This window comes from Glaciecola nitratireducens FR1064 (genome assembly GCF_000226565.1).
GTDB classification, from domain to species: domain Bacteria; phylum Pseudomonadota; class Gammaproteobacteria; order Enterobacterales; family Alteromonadaceae; genus Glaciecola; species Glaciecola nitratireducens.
In genome coordinates this window covers 2,538,671-2,554,385 of the sequence record NC_016041.1, presented here as the reverse complement: position 1 = coordinate 2,554,385, position 15,715 = coordinate 2,538,671, and the positions used below count along the sequence as shown (strand labels likewise).

Genomic DNA, 15,715 nt, shown 5'->3' with positions numbered 1-15,715 from the left:
GAAAAGGATGAATAATGAGTCTTAAATTATATGGTTATTGGCGATCGTCAGCCTCTTATCGCGTTAGAATAGCGATGCATCTGAAACAGATTGATTTTGATTATGTGCCTGTGCATTTAGTCAAAGATGGCGGTGAACAGAGAAGTGCAGCTTACAGCAGTATGAACCCATCTATGCTAGTGCCTACTTTCGTTGATGAAGATGAAGATATTGTTCTCAATCAATCATTAGCAATTATGGAATATTTGGATGATAAATATCCGAATACGCCTGCATTGTTGCCGTCTCATACCTTAGATAAGGCAAGAGTACGAGCATTAGCTCAGGACATTGCCTGTGATATTCAACCGGTTACCAATTTGCGTATTTTGGAAGGTCTCAAGTCTGACTTTTCAGCAAGCAGCGAGCAAACCCAAGCTTGGTGTAGCAAGTGGATAACACAGGGATTCACCGCTTTAGAGAAGAGGCTAGCAACGCGTTCAGGTAAATACTGCTATGGTTATGACGTAACTTTAGCGGATGTTTGTCTTGTTTCGCAGGTGTATAATGCGCTGCGGTTTAAAGTTGATATGCAGCGCTTTCCGCTTATTCAGAAAATTTATGACAACTGCAATGAGTTAGAGGCTTTTCAAAAAGCAAAGCCTGAAGCTCAAACTGACGCTGGCTAACTTTATTACGACAGAGTCTATATATTTTTAATAGGTAGCTCTGTCGTATTCTTAACCTGCTTGAGCGCAAAAGTAGAGCTTAAGTGATCGACTAGAGGCAAGTGAGTTAGCTTGTTCTTGAGTAGCTGCTCGTATTCTTCAATACTTTCAACAATGACTTTCAGCAAATAGTCTTTTTCTCCACTAGTGGTGTGGCATTCGACTATTTCTACAATTTCTTGCACGGCTTTTTCAAAATCAACCAGCGAATCACCATCGTGGTTTTTGAGCGTCACGTAAATAAAAACTGAAACACCGAGGTTGAGTTTTTTACTATCTAATAGTGTAACCTTTTGACGAATAACGCCGTCGGCCTCCATTCTTTTTACTCTGCGCCAACAAGGTGTGTGCGACAAACCAACATACTGACTAAGCTCAGCCATGGAAACTGTCGCGTCTCTTTGCATTACTCTTAGAATTTCACGATCAAACTTGTCTAACTTCATTTTTATTCCGTTGTGTGAGATGTATCACTTAAGTCTCGCCCATTATAGGATAGATATCCTAGAAAAAGAAAATAATAAATACATTTAGTTAACAACTTTTTTCTACTTTCCTGTAAATCGCAAGATACGTCCTCTAATTCATCGGCTACAATCGTGCCACCGTAAATGCGATTAAAATAATGCATTGTCAGTAAAATTCAGATTGAAAATAGCAGCAATTAATAATAACAATTTCAACAATAAGGTACTTATGTCAGTTTTCGACCACCGAGAGTTTGCCGACCACGAACAAGTTTCGTTCTACCATGACAAAGCAACAGGTTTAAAGGCCATTATAGCCGTGCATAATACTAATCTAGGTCCCGGATTGGGAGGATGCAGAATGTACAATTACGCTAACTCAGAAGAAGCATTAACTGACGTACTGCGTTTGTCGAGGGGAATGACTTACAAAGCGGCGATGGCTGGTTTGGCTCAAGGCGGCGGTAAAGCCGTAATTTTTGGTGATCCTCGAAGAGATAAAACGCCGGAGATGATGCGTGAAATGGGCCGCTTTGTTGACACTTTAAAAGGTAAGTACATCACCGCCGAAGACTCCGGCATTGCTGTGTCGGACATAGTGTTGATGTCTGAAAATACAAAATATGTGAGCGGTATATCCTCTAAATACAGTTTTGATGGGAGTATTGCAGATGGTAATCCTGCTCCAGCGACAGCTTATGGCGTGTTTGTAGGTATTAAAGCCGCAGTTAAACATGCTTTTCAGTCTGACTTACGGGGTAAAAAAGTTGCGATAAAAGGGGTGGGTCATGTTGGCATTAGATTGGCTGAACATTTATACAAAGAAGGCGCAAAGCTGTACGTTGCAGACATATTCCCTGATGGCGTCAATAAAGCTGTAGCTGAGTTTGGCGCCACAGAGGTGAATGTCGCTGATATTGATGGCCTAGATGTGGATGTGTTTTCGCCATGTGCCTTGGGTAATGCAATTAATTATCAGAATATTGATCAAATAAAAGCGCGAGTCATAGCGGGCGCTGCTAATAACCAGCTTGCATCAAATGAAATTGGCGAAAAATTAGCAAAACAAGGTATCTTGTATGCGCCAGATTACGTTATCAATGCGGGGGGTATCATTGATATTTACCATCAAAATTCTGACAGCAGTGCCGAAAAGGTACGCGATCATCTAAACCAGATCGGTGAAACCTTGCGCACGATTTTCGTTGAAGCGGACGAGAGTGGACTAGCAACAGCTAACGTTGCGAATACACTAGCGGAATTAAAATTTACATAAATTAGTTTGAAGCGGTTGCAAGTAAACGCAGAAATCGGCATACTCCACGCCGTCTTGTATTCAAGACGGTTTCTATGGTGAGCCTTGGTTCTCTCGCAATGATATTTTGGAAATCCGGTCAGGCCTGGAAGGGAGCAGCCGTACCAAAGGACTCATGTGCCGAGATGTGGCTGGGGCTTGCCACCCAATTCCACTTTATATATTCACTTTACTCTAAAGATTCTTCCTTCGGATGAGCATCTAAGTACTTGCAGGCGTTGTTAACCGAATGCGATACGTTCATTTCCATTTGTCTGCGCTCTGATTGCGGCAAATAAAACGCCATATCCACTTCAAAGCGAATGTATCTTGGAGGCAGCTGATTCAATACCAAACACGTAAGGTCTGCCAGATAATCAGCTGTTTTGTTCTGATTAAGGCCAAGCGCTTCAATTTTTTCTAAAACCAAGTGTTCGTAATAATTATGAATATCGTCATCTAATTTCATCTTCTCACCGTCATTGTTTATCAATGCTTTGTATATTAATCCATATCGGCAAATATTGCGAAAACCGTATAATGCTCGTTTATTTTCTAATTATTTATATTTTTGTATATTTTATGAACCGTGGCTAAATGTTATTTTTTGTATAAATTTAAATCAAAAAATTTGCTAATCGGTTCTTTAAGCTTTATTTTTTCTTTTTTTTGGTTTAAGCATCCTTTAAATTTGATTTTATTAGGATCTATAATCCAAATTGTTTAATTGAAGTTAACAATTTACATGCTTGCAACATTCCCGAAGCACCTATTATTACTGACAATCTCACTACAGGTGTTGACCGCGCTGATAGGCTGTGTATATTATTGCGGATATGGGAATGTAATCCCATACAATATAAAAAAATCGTCCAAACGATTATCTCACTCGAACCTACGGGTTCACGGTGTCTAGGGAGACATAAATGTTTACAAATTCAAAGTTAGCAAAGTCAGTAAAATTGGCTTGTCTATTCAGTGCAGCTTCTTTAGTTGGTGTAGCAGGTAATGCTGCGGCTCAGGAAGAAAGCGCTGAAGTAGTCGAAAAAATTCAGGTAACGGGTTCAAGATTCCAAAGAACCGATATGGAAACTGCAAGCCCAGTTCAAATCACTTCTGACGTAGAAATCAAACTTTCTGGTTTCACACGTATTGAAGATTTGTTGAACAGCTTGCCACAAATTGAAGCGGGTCAAACGAGCTTTCTATCAAACGGCGCTTCTGGTACAGCCAGCCTTGATTTGCGCGGTTTAGGTGCTTCGAGAACACTAGTGCTAGTTAACGGTCGTCGTTTACAGCCAGGTGGTGTTTATTCACAATCGCCTGATATTAACCAAATTCCAGCGGCACTAGTTAAACGCGTTGAAGTGTTAACTGGTGGTGGTTCAACTGTCTACGGCGCTGATGCAGTAGCGGGTGTTGTTAACTTCGTTATGGATACCGAGTTTGAAGGTCTTCAGATGACGGTTGGTACTGGTGCTTACCAGCATAACAATGACAACGATTACATCCAAGGCTTGATGGATGCAAGAGGCTTTGAATATCCTGAAGGTAACAGCGGTCTTGACGGTTCTTCATTCAACTTTGACGTAACTATCGGCGGTGCATTCGACGGCGGTAAAGGTCATGCGGTTGCCTATGCAACGTATAGAAAAGATAATGAATTAAGACAAGAAGCGCGCGACTATTCTTCTTGTGCACTTAGCACTGCGGGTAATAGCTGTGGTGGTTCTGGTAACGCAATCATACCTAACTTCTATATGGGTACAATTGCTGATGACGGTTCTTATGACTTCAATAACTTCAATGATTATTGGACATTGAACTCAACTGGTTTCGAAATTCCTTCATCAGGTAACATCTATAACTTTGCTCCAGTTAACCATTTCTTGCGTCCAGATGAGCGTTTCAGCGTTGGTGCTTTCGTAAACTACGAAATCAACGAGCACTTTAACCCTTACCTAGAAACATCGGTAATGCGTGACGTAACTAAAGCGCAAATCGCTGAGTCAGGTACGTTCTTTAACGAAGCTTACGAAATCGCTTACGATAGCCCATTACTTAGCGACACTCAGAGAAGCCAGCTTACTAGCGAGCTAGGTGTAGTATCTGGTGAAAATTTCGTAACCTACATCGGTAAACGTAACGTTGAAGGTGGCCCGCGTGCTTCGAACTTAGAGCATAACCAAATAAGAATCGTTTTAGGTACTAAAGGTGAGATTAACGATAACTGGTATTACGATACGTCGTTCCAGTTCGGTACATCTGCATCTTCTGCTGCGTACATCAATGACTTCTTTGGCCCGCGTATTACTACTGCTGTAGATTCAGAAGCCTGTGCTGCTGATAGTGCTTGTATCCCATATGAAGTGTTTACACTTAACGGTGTAACACCAGAGTCTGCTGGCGCACTAACAGGTGTTGGTATTCTTAATGGTGAAACAAGACAGACTGTGTTGACTGGTTATGTAACGGGTGATCTAGACTTCACTTTGCCTTCAGCTGATGCTCCTCTTGCGATTGTATTAGGTGCAGAGTACAGAAAAGAAGAATTTGAAAGATTGTCTGATGAAGTATTCGAAAAAGGTTTGTTGTTAGGTCAAGGTGGTCCAACAGCTTCAATCGCTGGTTCGTACAGCGTAAAAGAAATCTTCTCTGAATTAAGTGTTCCTATTTTGGAAAACTTAACAGTTGAAGCTGGCCTAAGATATTCTGATTACAGTACTTCAGGCGGCGAAACTACGTATAAAATTGCTGCTGATTACGATGTTGTTGAAAACTACAAGCTTCGTGCATCATACAACCGCGCTGTAAGAGCGCCAAATGTTGCTGAATTGTTTTCTCCACAATCATTAGGCTTATGGTCTGGTGTAGATCCATGTTCAGGTTCTAGCCCACAGCTATCTGCTGCTCAGTGTGCTAACACTGGTGTAACTGCTGCACAGTACGGCAATATCGCTGCTAGCCCTGCTGCACAATATAATGCTGTTTTTGGTGGTAACCCAGACCTACAAGTAGAAGTAGCTGATACTTATACTTTAGGTTTAGTTGGTCAACCTACTGACGATCTTAACTTCTCAATCGACTACTGGAACATTGAGATGGAAGACGTAATCGGTGCAGTTGGTGCTGAACTAACTGTTAATCAGTGTGCTACAACTGGTGCTGCTTCATACTGTGACAACGTAAACCGTAATGCTCAAGGTAGCTTATGGGTTGGTCAATCTGGTTTCGTTCAAGCAACGTCTATCAACCTTGCGGGTCGTCAATGGGAAGGTATTGACTTAAGTGTTAACCATAGCTACGAAATTGGCGATGGTAAAATTACTACGAAGTTAATCGGTTCTTACATGATGACTAAAGAGTATGATGCAATCCCAGGTGATGAAACTGCTAAGTATGATTGTGCTGGCAACGTAAGCACTGACTGTTTTGCACAGCCAGATTGGAGACATACAGCGACAGTTACTTACTCGTCTGACAGCTTCTGGTCAGTATCGGCTAAATGGCGTTACTTTGGTGGCGTAGATTATGTTGGTTCTGCTGACAGAATCTTGCTTAAAGATGACGGTATTGGTTCACAGAGCTACTTGGATCTTAAAGGTAGCTTCGAAATCAATGACTACACTGGTGTATTAGTTGGTGTTAACAACGTACTAGACAAAGAGCCACCACTAGTTGGCGGTGCATTGTCTTCAAATGCTAACACTGTTGCTGGTTTCTACGACACATTAGGTCGTTACCTGCATGCAAGCGTAACATTCAAGTTCTAAGCTAACTTAGTTAGACTAATAAATAAGCAGCAGGGTTAACCTGCTGCTTTTTTTTTGATTTATTGTAAGGGATTTATTGTCCCCAAAATTAAAAACAGGACGCTCTTTGGCAAACATATTTGAAAGCGCGCTACAGCAAGCTAAAGCGGGTCATTTACACAAAGCATGGAATATTTTAGTATTAAATACAGCTTCTCTCGATTCAAGAGAGCTGCATTTAATGCTTGATATAGCATTGCTTTCAAAGCAAAAATCATGGCAAGAAGAGAGCCTACAGCTTCTTATCGATAAACAGCCGCTCAACTATCAGTGGACCAATCAACTTGCTCTTCTCTATTTCCAGGCTCAACAGTTCACTCTGGCTGTTGGAGTCATTAAATCCTATCTTGGGAAAGCCCCTAAAAACGCGTCTGCTTGGTTTAATTTAGCTTACATGTCCAAATTCACAGGCGATCATAACGCATCAATAAAGGCCTATGAGAAGGCTTTGATGCTCAACATAGAAGGCCCAGAAGAAGTACATTGCAATATTGGTAATATTTACTCACAAGAGTTATTGGATGCAGAAAAAGCCAAATACCATTATACAAAAGCTCTTGAGCTCAATACCTCTTACGTGCAGGCTAAATTTAATTTAGCAGGACTATTAGAAAGAGAAGGAAAGTTGGCTGAGGCAGGGGAGGCTTTTGTAGCTTGTGCAGCCTATCACGATTACAAGTTAAAGGGCTTAACGAGAGCGCTTGAATTGATCGAAAAAGATCAGGGTAAACGTCAAATCGCTAAGGAACTAGAATGTTTCTTGTCGGTACAGTCTTCAGCTGATATTTCCATCGACACTGTTGATGCTCTTTTCAGTTTAGGCCGGTTTTATGAGTCAGCGGGCTTATACAATGACTCTTGGAGTTGCTATGAGAAAGCCAATAAGCTTGACGCTGAATGGCGTACATCAGCGTCTGTGAAAGAGAGTCTTGACCAGTGTGAACTGATTAAAGATAGTTTTGATTTCAGTGCTGAGGTGCCAAGCAATGATACAGAACTTGTGTTTATATGCGGTTTATTTCGGTCGGGGAGCACCTTGCTGGAGAGTATGCTTGCGACTCATCCAAACTTAATTTCTGGTGGCGAGATTGATGTTTTTCGTAAGCAGCTACTTGCTGATTCAAATACTTTTTCGGCACCGCTGTTGCTCAAAAACAAGTTAGCGCTAGACACTATTACGAAATACCTAACGCGGATTAGTGAGCAGACAAACTCAGCAGTAGATAACAGCAAGCTGAGGATTTTAGACAAACAGCCTGAAAACTTTTTGCTTCTGGGGTACATAAAGAAACTATTTCCTAAAGCAAAGTTCGTTTGGACTTGCCGAGAGAAAACCAATAGCGTTTTCTCTATTTACACTCAGCATTTTGGGCTTTACCAGCCATATTCGTGTAATTTATCTGATATTTGTACTTTTTATCAACAGCATCTTGACCTTCTTGCTTTTTGGCAACAATTTTATGCAGATGATATAAAGGTTGTGAAGTATGAAGATTTAGTTAGTCACCCCAGTGACGTTATGAGCGAAATTCAGCAGTTTTTGGGTGTTAGCGCCGATAGTAACTTCGATAAATTTTATAAATCTAAGCAACTTGTTAGCACTGCATCAATGGCACAAGTAAGAAAACCATTGCACAAAAATGCGATAAATAGAGTTCAACCATACCTGAAATGGATGAATCTTTAAGCTTTCGTCAATATTAACGCAGAATTTGCGCTTTTTTAATCCAACAAATAACATGCGTTCTATTTGTTGGTCTACTGAAAATAGAAGCATAAATCAAGTAATAAGGCTTGTTTTGCGTATTTTCATGACATTTGTTTATTTGCATTTCCCAACGTATTATTTTTTGCTTAAAGCAGACAATAAATCCTACAAAAAATTGGCACTTAGCCTCTGCGTTTTCTTGACATTTACATAACATCCTGTGACTATCTAAGGCGAGTGCATCGATTTTTTGAATGCACGACTATTATAATTATAATTTCGACGCCAGTTACTGTTAACGGCGTGAACATCAAAACTATGGTTGGGAATATGTCCAAAATGAGCAAGAGAACTCAAATAGCGTCATGCGTTCTGGGTGCATTAGCACTAGGGAATGCTTCGATCGTCTCTGCAGATCAGCTTCAGGATTTACAAAACGAAGAAGCTAAGATCCATAAAGCAGCAGCGCAATCTCAAGAGAAAATTAATAACCTTTTCGAGCAATCACAAGAAATGCTGGCGGAATACAGAAACGTCATTGATTCAACTGAAAGCTTGAAGGTATATAATGATTACTTGGCCAATCTAGTCGCAGATCAGCAGCGTGGCATCGACTCACTGCAACGACAGATTGATTCAATTGATGAAACGAGACAAAACATCGTTCCGTTAATGTTTAACATGATCGATAGTCTTGAAGAGTTTATCAAACTAGATATTCCAATTAATATCGAAGAGCGTACTGCTCGTGTACAAAGACTGCGCGACGTTATGTCTAATTCCAGCGTTACGGTTGCAGAACGTTTCCGCGTAGTGCTTGAAGCGTACCAGACAGAAAACGAATACGGTTCTAAAATTGAGACTTACGCTGGTACTATCGAAGATAGCGGACAGCAGGTATCTGTTGATTTCTTCAACTTAGGTCGTACTGCTTTGTTAGCATTGTCAAAAGATCAGAAGAGTGCTTGGGCTTGGGATAACGATTCCCGCAGTTACCAGAAGCTAGGTGATGAGTATCTTAATTCTATCATTCAGGCTGTGCGAATGGCACAGGGCCTAGTTCCTGAAGATCTTATCAAATTACCAATTAAAGCTGCGGAGTAAGTATAATGAAACCAACAATTAAAACACTTGTTGCTGCAGCGGCAATGGTTTGTGTAGCGTCATTTGCACAAGCTCAGTCGTCAACAACACTGCAAGATTTGCTACAGAAAGTGAAGCAAGAAGGTTCAGCGCAATCACGCGTAAACGATCAACGTGAAGCTGAATTTCGCAAAGAGCGTGCTGATAAGCAGGCACTTTTGCGTAAAGCTCAGGCTGATTTAAAAGCTGAAGAAGGCCGTGGCGATCGCCTAGCTAACCAGTTTGCAGCAAACGAGCAAGCGTTAGTCGACAAAGAAGTTGAGTTAGATGTAGCGAAGGGCGACCTTGGTGAAATGTTTGGCGTTGTTCGTCAAGCTTCTGCTGACGCATACGGTCGAATTTCTACTTCAATTGTTAGCGCACAATATCCGGGTCGCGACGTATTTTTAGGTGAAATGTCTAAAGATTCGAAAGGACTTCCAAATATTAAAGAATTAAGAGAGCTGTGGGTTTCTCTTCAAACAGAAATGACAGCGTCTGGTCAAGTTGAAAAGTTTGAAACAGAAGTACTTAATTTGGATGGTGGTAAAGAGAAGCAAACGGTTCTTCGTATCGGTACTTTCAACTTAGTCGGTAACCAAGGTTACTTAGTATATGATGATGCGGATAACACAGTGCAGCCGCTTGGCCGTCAACCAGATGGTTACCAAGTAGCAACAACGCAAGATATTCTACAAGCAAGCGCTTCAGATGGTTTCATCCCGGTATATGTGGATCCTTCACGTGGTGCAATCTTGAACTTGTTCAAGCAGAAAGCGACGATGATGGAAAGATATCACGCAGGTGGTCCAGTAGGTTATACGATCACTGTTATGCTAGCGATTGGTTTGCTTGTTGGCTTATACAAGTTCCTAACACTTTCTGCTACTGGCGCAAAAATGCGTTCACAGCTTAAAAATATTGATGCTCCGAATACGAAGAACCCACTGGGTCGTATCTTAACAGTTTATCAAGAAAATAAAGCAGCTGATGTAGAGACATTAGAACTTAAATTAGATGAAGCCATCTTACGTGAATTGCCAAGCATTGATAAAGGCATCAATATCATTAAGATATTCGCTGCAATCGCTCCACTACTTGGTCTATTAGGTACGGTACTTGGTATGATTGAAACCTTCCAACAAATCACATTGTTCGGTACTGGTGACCCAAGAATCATGGCTGGTTCAATATCTATGGCACTTGTAACAACAGCTCAAGGTATCATTGCAGCGCTTCCACTTATTCTAGTGCACAGCATCGTAGCTGCAAAAGCGAAGTCAATTGTTCATGTATTAGATGAGCAAACTGCTGGCTTCATTGCAACTAGCGCAGAGTCGGAGAAAGCTTAATATGTTGTACCTGATCGGATTATGGGAATCTGTCAGGGACTTTATCGCTACCGGCGGTGACGTGTTGTATTTCGTTGCTGCCGCGCTCTTCCTAATGTGGGTTTTGATGGTAGAGCGTTATTGGTATTTGAGTTCAGTATTTCCAGGGGTGAAGAAGCAAATCATCGCTGATTGGGATGCTAGAAAAGATACTACGTCATGGTATGCGCATAGAATTCGTGACACGTGGATTTCACAGGCGTCAGATTCATTGAATGCAAGAATGCTAATCATCCGCACATTGGTGGCAATGTGTCCACTAATTGGATTGTTAGGCACAGTAACCGGTATGATCGGTGTATTCGAGAGTATGGCAACGCAAGGCACTGGTAACCCAAGAATAATGGCTGCTGGTATTTCGATGGCAACAATTCCGACAATGGCTGGAATGGTTGCAGCTCTTTCTGGACTGTTTTTCAGTTCTCGCCTTGAAGCAAAAGCTAAGATGGCAAGAGAGACATTGGTCGATAGCCTGCCACATCATTAAGAGAGATTATCATGGGTCGTAAAGTAAGAGTTGAAGAAGAAGACGCTCAGATCGACATGACGCCGATGCTGGACGTTGTCTTCATAATGCTAATATTCTTCATTGTAACGACTGTTTTTGTTAAGCAAGCAGGTATTGATGTTAATAAACCTGAAGGCGAAACAGCAGTCTTGCTGAAGAAAGCAAACATATTTATTGCGATTACCGAAAATGGTGATGTTTGGATGGATCGACGCGAAATGTCAGTGGAAGCTGTCGCGGCAAATCTTGAAAAATTATTATCAGAGCAACCTTCTGAAGTTGTCTTCATCCAAGCAGACTCCAAAGCCAAGCACGGCATTGTGGTCAAAGTGATGGATCAAGTGAAGGAAGCAGGTATCGACCGCGTTGCAATAGCGGTGAGGAGTTAACATGGTTAGATTTATAGTTTCCATTTTGCTTGGTGCATCAATTGCCTTTGGTCTATTCATTGTTATGGCTAAGTTGGTCGAGAACGATGGAAAAGCAATGGAAGCACTACCTCCACCGCCTGTTATTGATATCGTCATGCAAAAGCCTGACGACGAAGTGCAGACGCGTGTGAGAAAGCCACCACCACCTCAAGAACCACCAAAAGTTGAGTTGGTTGAACCCGATGCAGCTGATCCAGACGCTTCTGGCTTTAGCTTATCAATACCCGCTGTTGATACTGGTGGCATCAGTACTTCAGTTGGCGGTGTAGGTGCAATGCGTGACGGTGACGCAGCGCCAATCGTGCGTATCCCACCAGACTATCCACCTCAAGCATCTCGCGATGGTAAAGAAGGTTGGGTTCGTCTGTCGTTCACTATCAATGAAGTGGGCGGTGTGGAAGACGTAGAAGTTATTGACGCTGATCCTAAGCGCATCTTCGACCGCAACGCGAAACGCGCACTTCGAAAGTGGAAGTATCGTCCGAAAATCGTTGATGGCGTTGCTCAAAAGCAATTTGGACTTGAAGTTCAATTAGACTTTAAGCTAGGAGAATAAGTTATGAAATTTAAAACTCTCAAAGCTTCATTGTTGATCGGTTCAGCACTCGTGATGGGGTCTTACTCGACCTTGTCTATGGCGCAAGCCAACTTAGCAATTCAATGTCCTGGTTATAAACCAGCTAAAACGCAGCTGCTAGGTCAGAAAGTAGGTAAAAAGCTGAACAAAGCCTTTGAAGCTTACAATCAAGATTTGGTCAAAGAAGCTATCGAGTTGCTGTATGAGATAGAAACAGACGACCCTTTTGACAGAGCATCTGTCGACAGATTTTTGGGACAATTATTAGTTTCAGAACCTGGTAAAAGAGCAGAAGCTGCAGACTATCTTGAACGTGCCGTTAAAGTTAAAATATTAAACGATAACGATCATGCGCCGATTATAAAGTTAGTCGGCGATTTGAAGTACGAAGCTGGTGACTACGAAGAAGCTATAGCTTGGTTTGAAAAGTGGATGGAGTTTACGTGTAAAGAAGACGGTATGACTTATCTTAAAATTGCTAACGCTTATAAAGAGATGAAGCAATTGGATAAGGTTATCGCTCCGGCAGACAAAGCTATCCAGTTTTTAGATCCTGCGAAAGAAACGCCATATGCAATTAAAATGAGCGTTTACTATGAGCAGAAGAAATATAAAGAAGCTATCGAAGTCATTGAGACGGCACTTCCAATATTTCCTGATTCAAATGCTTGGTACAAGAACGCAGGCTTGTTCTATCAGATTTCTGAGAACTATGCTAAAGCGCTTACGATGTTTGAGTTAGCATACATGCAGGGTCATCTAACTACGGCGACTCAACATAGACAGCTTGCTCAGTTATTTAGCGTGAATGGTATTCCACATCGTGCAACTGCGTTGATGGAAAAGCACATGAAATCAGGTTTAATACCCAAAGATAAAGACACTTTATCTGCCGTAGCAAACTCTGCTTTCCAAGCTCGTGAATTTAAGAAAGCCGCATCGTATTTTGGTCAAGCTGCAAAGGTTGCTTCTGACCCTGAACTCTATCGCAGACAAGGTTCAATGTTGTTAACGGCTGGTGATTACAAAGGCGCTGTAGAAGCGTTGAAGATGTCGCTGGTTAATAACGAAGAAAATGCAGGTAAAGTTCATTATGCGCTTATCGAAGCTTATTTCTATTTAGGTGATTACAAAGCGGCCATGGCTGCTGCGCAAGAAGCTAAAAAAGATTCAGGTATTCGTAAAAATGCATTGGCGTGGGAACCGTATATAAAGACTAAAGCATCGAACAGAGGCATTAGTATTTAATCAGGCTCGCACTGCAAAAAAGCTCCTTTTTAGGAGCTTTTTTTTGTTTAAAATAAAGGTCGGGCTGGAGACCTTATTGCTCATTTGTGTAAAGCATGAGACTCATAAGAAAATGTCGGTTAAGTTCTAATAAAGCGCATGGTGAAGCTATTTATTTTGAAGTTTGTGCCTGAGTTCAGAAAGGACTTTTTGCTTTTCTTCCTTTGATAAATTCTTGTGATGAGCTCTTTCAAATAGGGTTTGCAGGTGTTCCGATGCCTCGTCATTTTTGTTTTGTAAGCGGGCGTAAATGCTTGCTGCAGTATTGCTAAAGCTGCGTTTTTGGGCATTAAATTGCTCTATTCGAAGTTCATGAAGAGAGTTTGCTAAAGAGCTGCTGTGAGTCAGCTGGGCACTTTTATCGCGCTGCTTCTGAATAAAGTCTGGCATTAATAGAAATGAATCTGAGCTTCCGTGCAGTTTTAGAATATGTTGTAAAAAATAGTCTATATCGTTTACCGCTACAGAGTGATAAGAAGCAAACTTATTATCTGCGCTTGTGGTTAACGAGGCGATCATGATGCCACTGTGTTCTCCGCTAGATGTGTCTCTTCTTGCCCCAATCTTCACCAGATTATAATTTTGTGAATACCAAAATGACAGTAGTTCAGTAGTTAATCCAAATGAGGTTGAGAGGTATTCTACTTCGGCTTGTTCAGCAGAGTGCCTCACATATTGCAGTAAACAGCTGCCTAAGCCCAATCTACGGAATTCCGGAACGACAGCGATACGGCTAATACGCCAACTTTTCGCTGTCATGAACCAATCCTCGCAATAAGTTGTTGTTAAGTTTTGCGCAACAAGATGTCCATTAACCCTACGTTGAGCACTTAATATTCCTTCCAGTAGCGGGTCGTTAGGTGGAAAACTGACGTTCCCTTCGTGCGCAACAACGGCAAGCGAAGTTATGAGAACGTCTGGGAGGGTCAAGTCATCACTATTTGCTAAGACCGCAACATGCTGGTCTGATGCGTCAAGGATCCGCATCAAGTCATCTGGTGTTGTTTGATAGTGACTTTGCGTTAACAAACCAACAACTTGAGTCAGTATATTGTCATGCGTAATTAGCCATTTTTTATCGAGGTGATGGTAGTGTGAATCAATCGCTTTGTTTTCAGCGTAAGGAAGATGAAATTGCGAAAGGGGCTGCTGTGATTGATTAGCTGGCAACGTTAAATCAGTCACAAAGGGGGCAAAGATATTTGTGAATAATGCTTCTAAGGCGTCTTCTTCGAACCAGCGCAGGGGGTTATGTAATTCGGCATGATGAAATGACGAAGTTAATGAACAGCTCAACTCCTTTAGTTTTGGTAAAACTCGTAGATTAAAACCCAAACCGCTGCCTTCATAACCTGCAACTGTTGTAGCCATAACGACATGGGTGAATTTGTTACACGCGTATAATAAAATTGATGGCGCAATAGCAGCTGCTTCATCGACGATTAGGATGGATTGTTTAGGTAGGTGATATATTTGATCTGGCGCGATAAATTCAAGCTCTGACTTTATGTGTTTTCTGCAGCCTTTGTGAATTTGCGATGCAGTGTTTGATACCAGATGCTTAACGATTTTCTTATACTCAATTTGAGCTCGTTGCGCATTATTGATGTGAGGTGCTGCAATATATACCTCAGCGTCGCTGCTCCTCGTAACTATCTCGGCCGCAAGCTGGCCCAATAGGGTCGACTTTCCTCTTCCGCGTTTAGCTGTAAGCAAACTAATAGACTTGCTTGCTTTCATGTTGTTTAGTGAGTCGTTAAACGCAACTTGCTGGTTGGAACTCAATTCACTTTGCAAGTTGTTATATTTCAAGCGTTGAATATGGGAAGCTTTATTCTGCAAATGCTCACTAACACGAGCAAAGGGAAGGTGGATCTCGTGTTGATTGATATGCGCAACAGATTTATCTTTGAGCAAGATTTTCTGCATTCTTTCAATAAAAAGACTTGTTGGGTGTTGCGTATTAAAGCTAAATGCAATGCCCGCATGCGCTGCTTCATACTCTGCCCAGTTTTCAAAGTTAGGGCATAGTATGACAAGTAATCCAGACTTTCTTATTACTCCCTCTATTGCATAAAGTGCGCTCGGCTTTAGGCCATCAAAAGCATTGTAGATGACAATGTCATATTCAGTACCAAGTTGCTGTTTATATTGCGATATTTGACAGGCAGTTATAAAACTGTGGTTAGTGATGCTATCAAAGTTCAATGCTGTTTTACTCAACAGCAAAGTAGGCGAGCGAGCATCTTGTAGCAGTTGTTCAGTTTGTTGTTGACACCATTCAGCATCGCCACTAATAAGCAATAATTGCCTATGGCTTAACTTTGTTTGCCGCTTTGTAAACCAATCAATGAGCGATTTGCCTGTCAATCTGCGTACTCTCTTTTATAATGATGCCTCTCAAACCCGAT

General features: G+C 41.5%; 13 protein-coding genes and 1 other RNA gene. 11 read left to right on the top strand and 3 right to left on the bottom strand.

Going from position 1 to position 15,715, the window contains the following annotated elements:
• Positions 1-14 precede the first annotated feature (14 nt).
• A complete protein-coding gene (gene maiA / locus GNIT_RS11000) occupies positions 15-668 on the top strand; it encodes a maleylacetoacetate isomerase (protein ID WP_014109283.1) in 654 nt (217 codons plus the stop codon).
• Positions 669-685: 17 nt separating this feature from the next.
• Here maiA and GNIT_RS10995 read toward each other — a convergent pair whose 3' ends face one another.
• The gene (locus GNIT_RS10995) at positions 686-1,153 is read right to left on the bottom strand and encodes an Lrp/AsnC family transcriptional regulator (RefSeq protein WP_014109282.1); all 468 of its coding nucleotides are present in this window, start codon (positions 1,151-1,153) and stop codon (positions 686-688) included.
• Positions 1,154-1,403: 250 nt separating this feature from the next.
• On the opposite strand from GNIT_RS10995, the gene GNIT_RS10990 reads away from it, so the two are divergent.
• Together GNIT_RS10990 and ffs are read left to right on the top strand one after the other, a co-directional pair.
• Positions 1,404-2,450 carry a Glu/Leu/Phe/Val family dehydrogenase gene (locus GNIT_RS10990; RefSeq protein WP_041246402.1) on the top strand — a complete coding sequence of 349 codons (1,047 nt, stop codon included), beginning with the start codon at positions 1,404-1,406 and terminating at the stop codon, positions 2,448-2,450.
• An 82-nt stretch (positions 2,451-2,532) separates the two neighbouring features.
• Positions 2,533-2,629: signal recognition particle sRNA small type (gene ffs / locus GNIT_RS17915), an RNA gene on the top strand.
• A gap of 29 nt (positions 2,630-2,658) precedes the next feature.
• Here the strand turns inward: ffs and GNIT_RS10985 are convergent.
• The gene (locus GNIT_RS10985) at positions 2,659-2,937 is read right to left on the bottom strand and encodes a late competence development ComFB family protein (RefSeq protein ID WP_014109280.1); all 279 of its coding nucleotides are present in this window, start codon (positions 2,935-2,937) and stop codon (positions 2,659-2,661) included.
• Positions 2,938-3,394: 457 nt separating this feature from the next.
• Between GNIT_RS10985 and GNIT_RS10980 the strand changes: the two genes are divergently transcribed.
• The 8 genes from GNIT_RS10980 to GNIT_RS10945 all read left to right on the top strand — a co-directional run bounded on the left by GNIT_RS10980 (position 3,395) and on the right by GNIT_RS10945 (position 13,265).
• Positions 3,395-6,241 (top strand): TonB-dependent receptor domain-containing protein, encoded by a 2,847-nt coding sequence (locus GNIT_RS10980; protein ID WP_014109279.1) that lies wholly within the window; start codon positions 3,395-3,397, stop codon positions 6,239-6,241.
• 106 nt (positions 6,242-6,347) lie between these two features.
• A complete protein-coding gene (locus tag GNIT_RS10975) occupies positions 6,348-7,967 on the top strand; it encodes a tetratricopeptide repeat-containing sulfotransferase family protein (RefSeq protein WP_014109278.1) in 1,620 nt (539 codons plus the stop codon).
• Positions 7,968-8,327: 360 nt separating this feature from the next.
• The gene (locus GNIT_RS10970) at positions 8,328-9,092 is read left to right on the top strand and encodes a DUF3450 domain-containing protein (protein ID WP_014109276.1); all 765 of its coding nucleotides are present in this window, start codon (positions 8,328-8,330) and stop codon (positions 9,090-9,092) included.
• A 5-nt stretch (positions 9,093-9,097) separates the two neighbouring features.
• On the top strand, positions 9,098-10,462 hold the full coding sequence (locus GNIT_RS10965; protein ID WP_014109275.1) for a MotA/TolQ/ExbB proton channel family protein: 1,365 nt from the start codon (positions 9,098-9,100) through the stop codon (positions 10,460-10,462).
• 1 nt (position 10,463) lies between these two features.
• Entirely contained in the window at positions 10,464-10,988 is a 525-nt protein-coding gene (locus GNIT_RS10960) for a MotA/TolQ/ExbB proton channel family protein (protein ID WP_014109274.1), read from the top strand.
• Between the two features lie 11 nt (positions 10,989-10,999).
• On the top strand, positions 11,000-11,398 hold the full coding sequence (locus GNIT_RS10955) for an ExbD/TolR family protein (RefSeq protein WP_014109273.1): 399 nt from the start codon (positions 11,000-11,002) through the stop codon (positions 11,396-11,398).
• A gap of 1 nt (position 11,399) precedes the next feature.
• On the top strand, positions 11,400-11,996 hold the full coding sequence (locus tag GNIT_RS10950) for an energy transducer TonB (RefSeq protein WP_014109272.1): 597 nt from the start codon (positions 11,400-11,402) through the stop codon (positions 11,994-11,996).
• 3 nt (positions 11,997-11,999) lie between these two features.
• Complete coding sequence (locus GNIT_RS10945) at positions 12,000-13,265, top strand: tetratricopeptide repeat protein (RefSeq protein WP_014109271.1); 1,266 nt, start codon at positions 12,000-12,002, stop codon at positions 13,263-13,265.
• Between the two features lie 147 nt (positions 13,266-13,412).
• Here the strand turns inward: GNIT_RS10945 and GNIT_RS10940 are convergent, their stop codons facing one another.
• Complete coding sequence (locus tag GNIT_RS10940) at positions 13,413-15,674, bottom strand: tRNA(Met) cytidine acetyltransferase TmcA domain-containing protein (protein WP_014109270.1); 2,262 nt, start codon at positions 15,672-15,674, stop codon at positions 13,413-13,415.
• Between the last annotated feature and the right edge of the window lie 41 nt (positions 15,675-15,715).

What these genes read in the sequence shown, in the direction of transcription:
- maiA (WP_014109283.1), top strand. Translation starts at nt 15, where the DNA reads ATGAGTCTTAAATTATATGGTTATTGGCGATCGTCAGCCTCTTATCGC.
- GNIT_RS10995 (WP_014109282.1), bottom strand. Translation starts at nt 1,153, where the DNA reads ATGAAGTTAGACAAGTTTGATCGTGAAATTCTAAGAGTAATGCAAAGA.
- GNIT_RS10990 (WP_041246402.1), top strand. Translation starts at nt 1,404, where the DNA reads ATGTCAGTTTTCGACCACCGAGAGTTTGCCGACCACGAACAAGTTTCG.
- GNIT_RS10985 (WP_014109280.1), bottom strand. Translation starts at nt 2,937, where the DNA reads ATGAAATTAGATGACGATATTCATAATTATTACGAACACTTGGTTTTA.
- GNIT_RS10980 (WP_014109279.1), top strand. Translation starts at nt 3,395, where the DNA reads ATGTTTACAAATTCAAAGTTAGCAAAGTCAGTAAAATTGGCTTGTCTA.
- GNIT_RS10970 (WP_014109276.1), top strand. Translation starts at nt 8,328, where the DNA reads ATGAGCAAGAGAACTCAAATAGCGTCATGCGTTCTGGGTGCATTAGCA.
- GNIT_RS10965 (WP_014109275.1), top strand. Translation starts at nt 9,098, where the DNA reads ATGAAACCAACAATTAAAACACTTGTTGCTGCAGCGGCAATGGTTTGT.
- GNIT_RS10960 (WP_014109274.1), top strand. Translation starts at nt 10,464, where the DNA reads ATGTTGTACCTGATCGGATTATGGGAATCTGTCAGGGACTTTATCGCT.
- GNIT_RS10955 (WP_014109273.1), top strand. Translation starts at nt 11,000, where the DNA reads ATGGGTCGTAAAGTAAGAGTTGAAGAAGAAGACGCTCAGATCGACATG.
- GNIT_RS10950 (WP_014109272.1), top strand. Translation starts at nt 11,400, where the DNA reads ATGGTTAGATTTATAGTTTCCATTTTGCTTGGTGCATCAATTGCCTTT.
- GNIT_RS10945 (WP_014109271.1), top strand. Translation starts at nt 12,000, where the DNA reads ATGAAATTTAAAACTCTCAAAGCTTCATTGTTGATCGGTTCAGCACTC.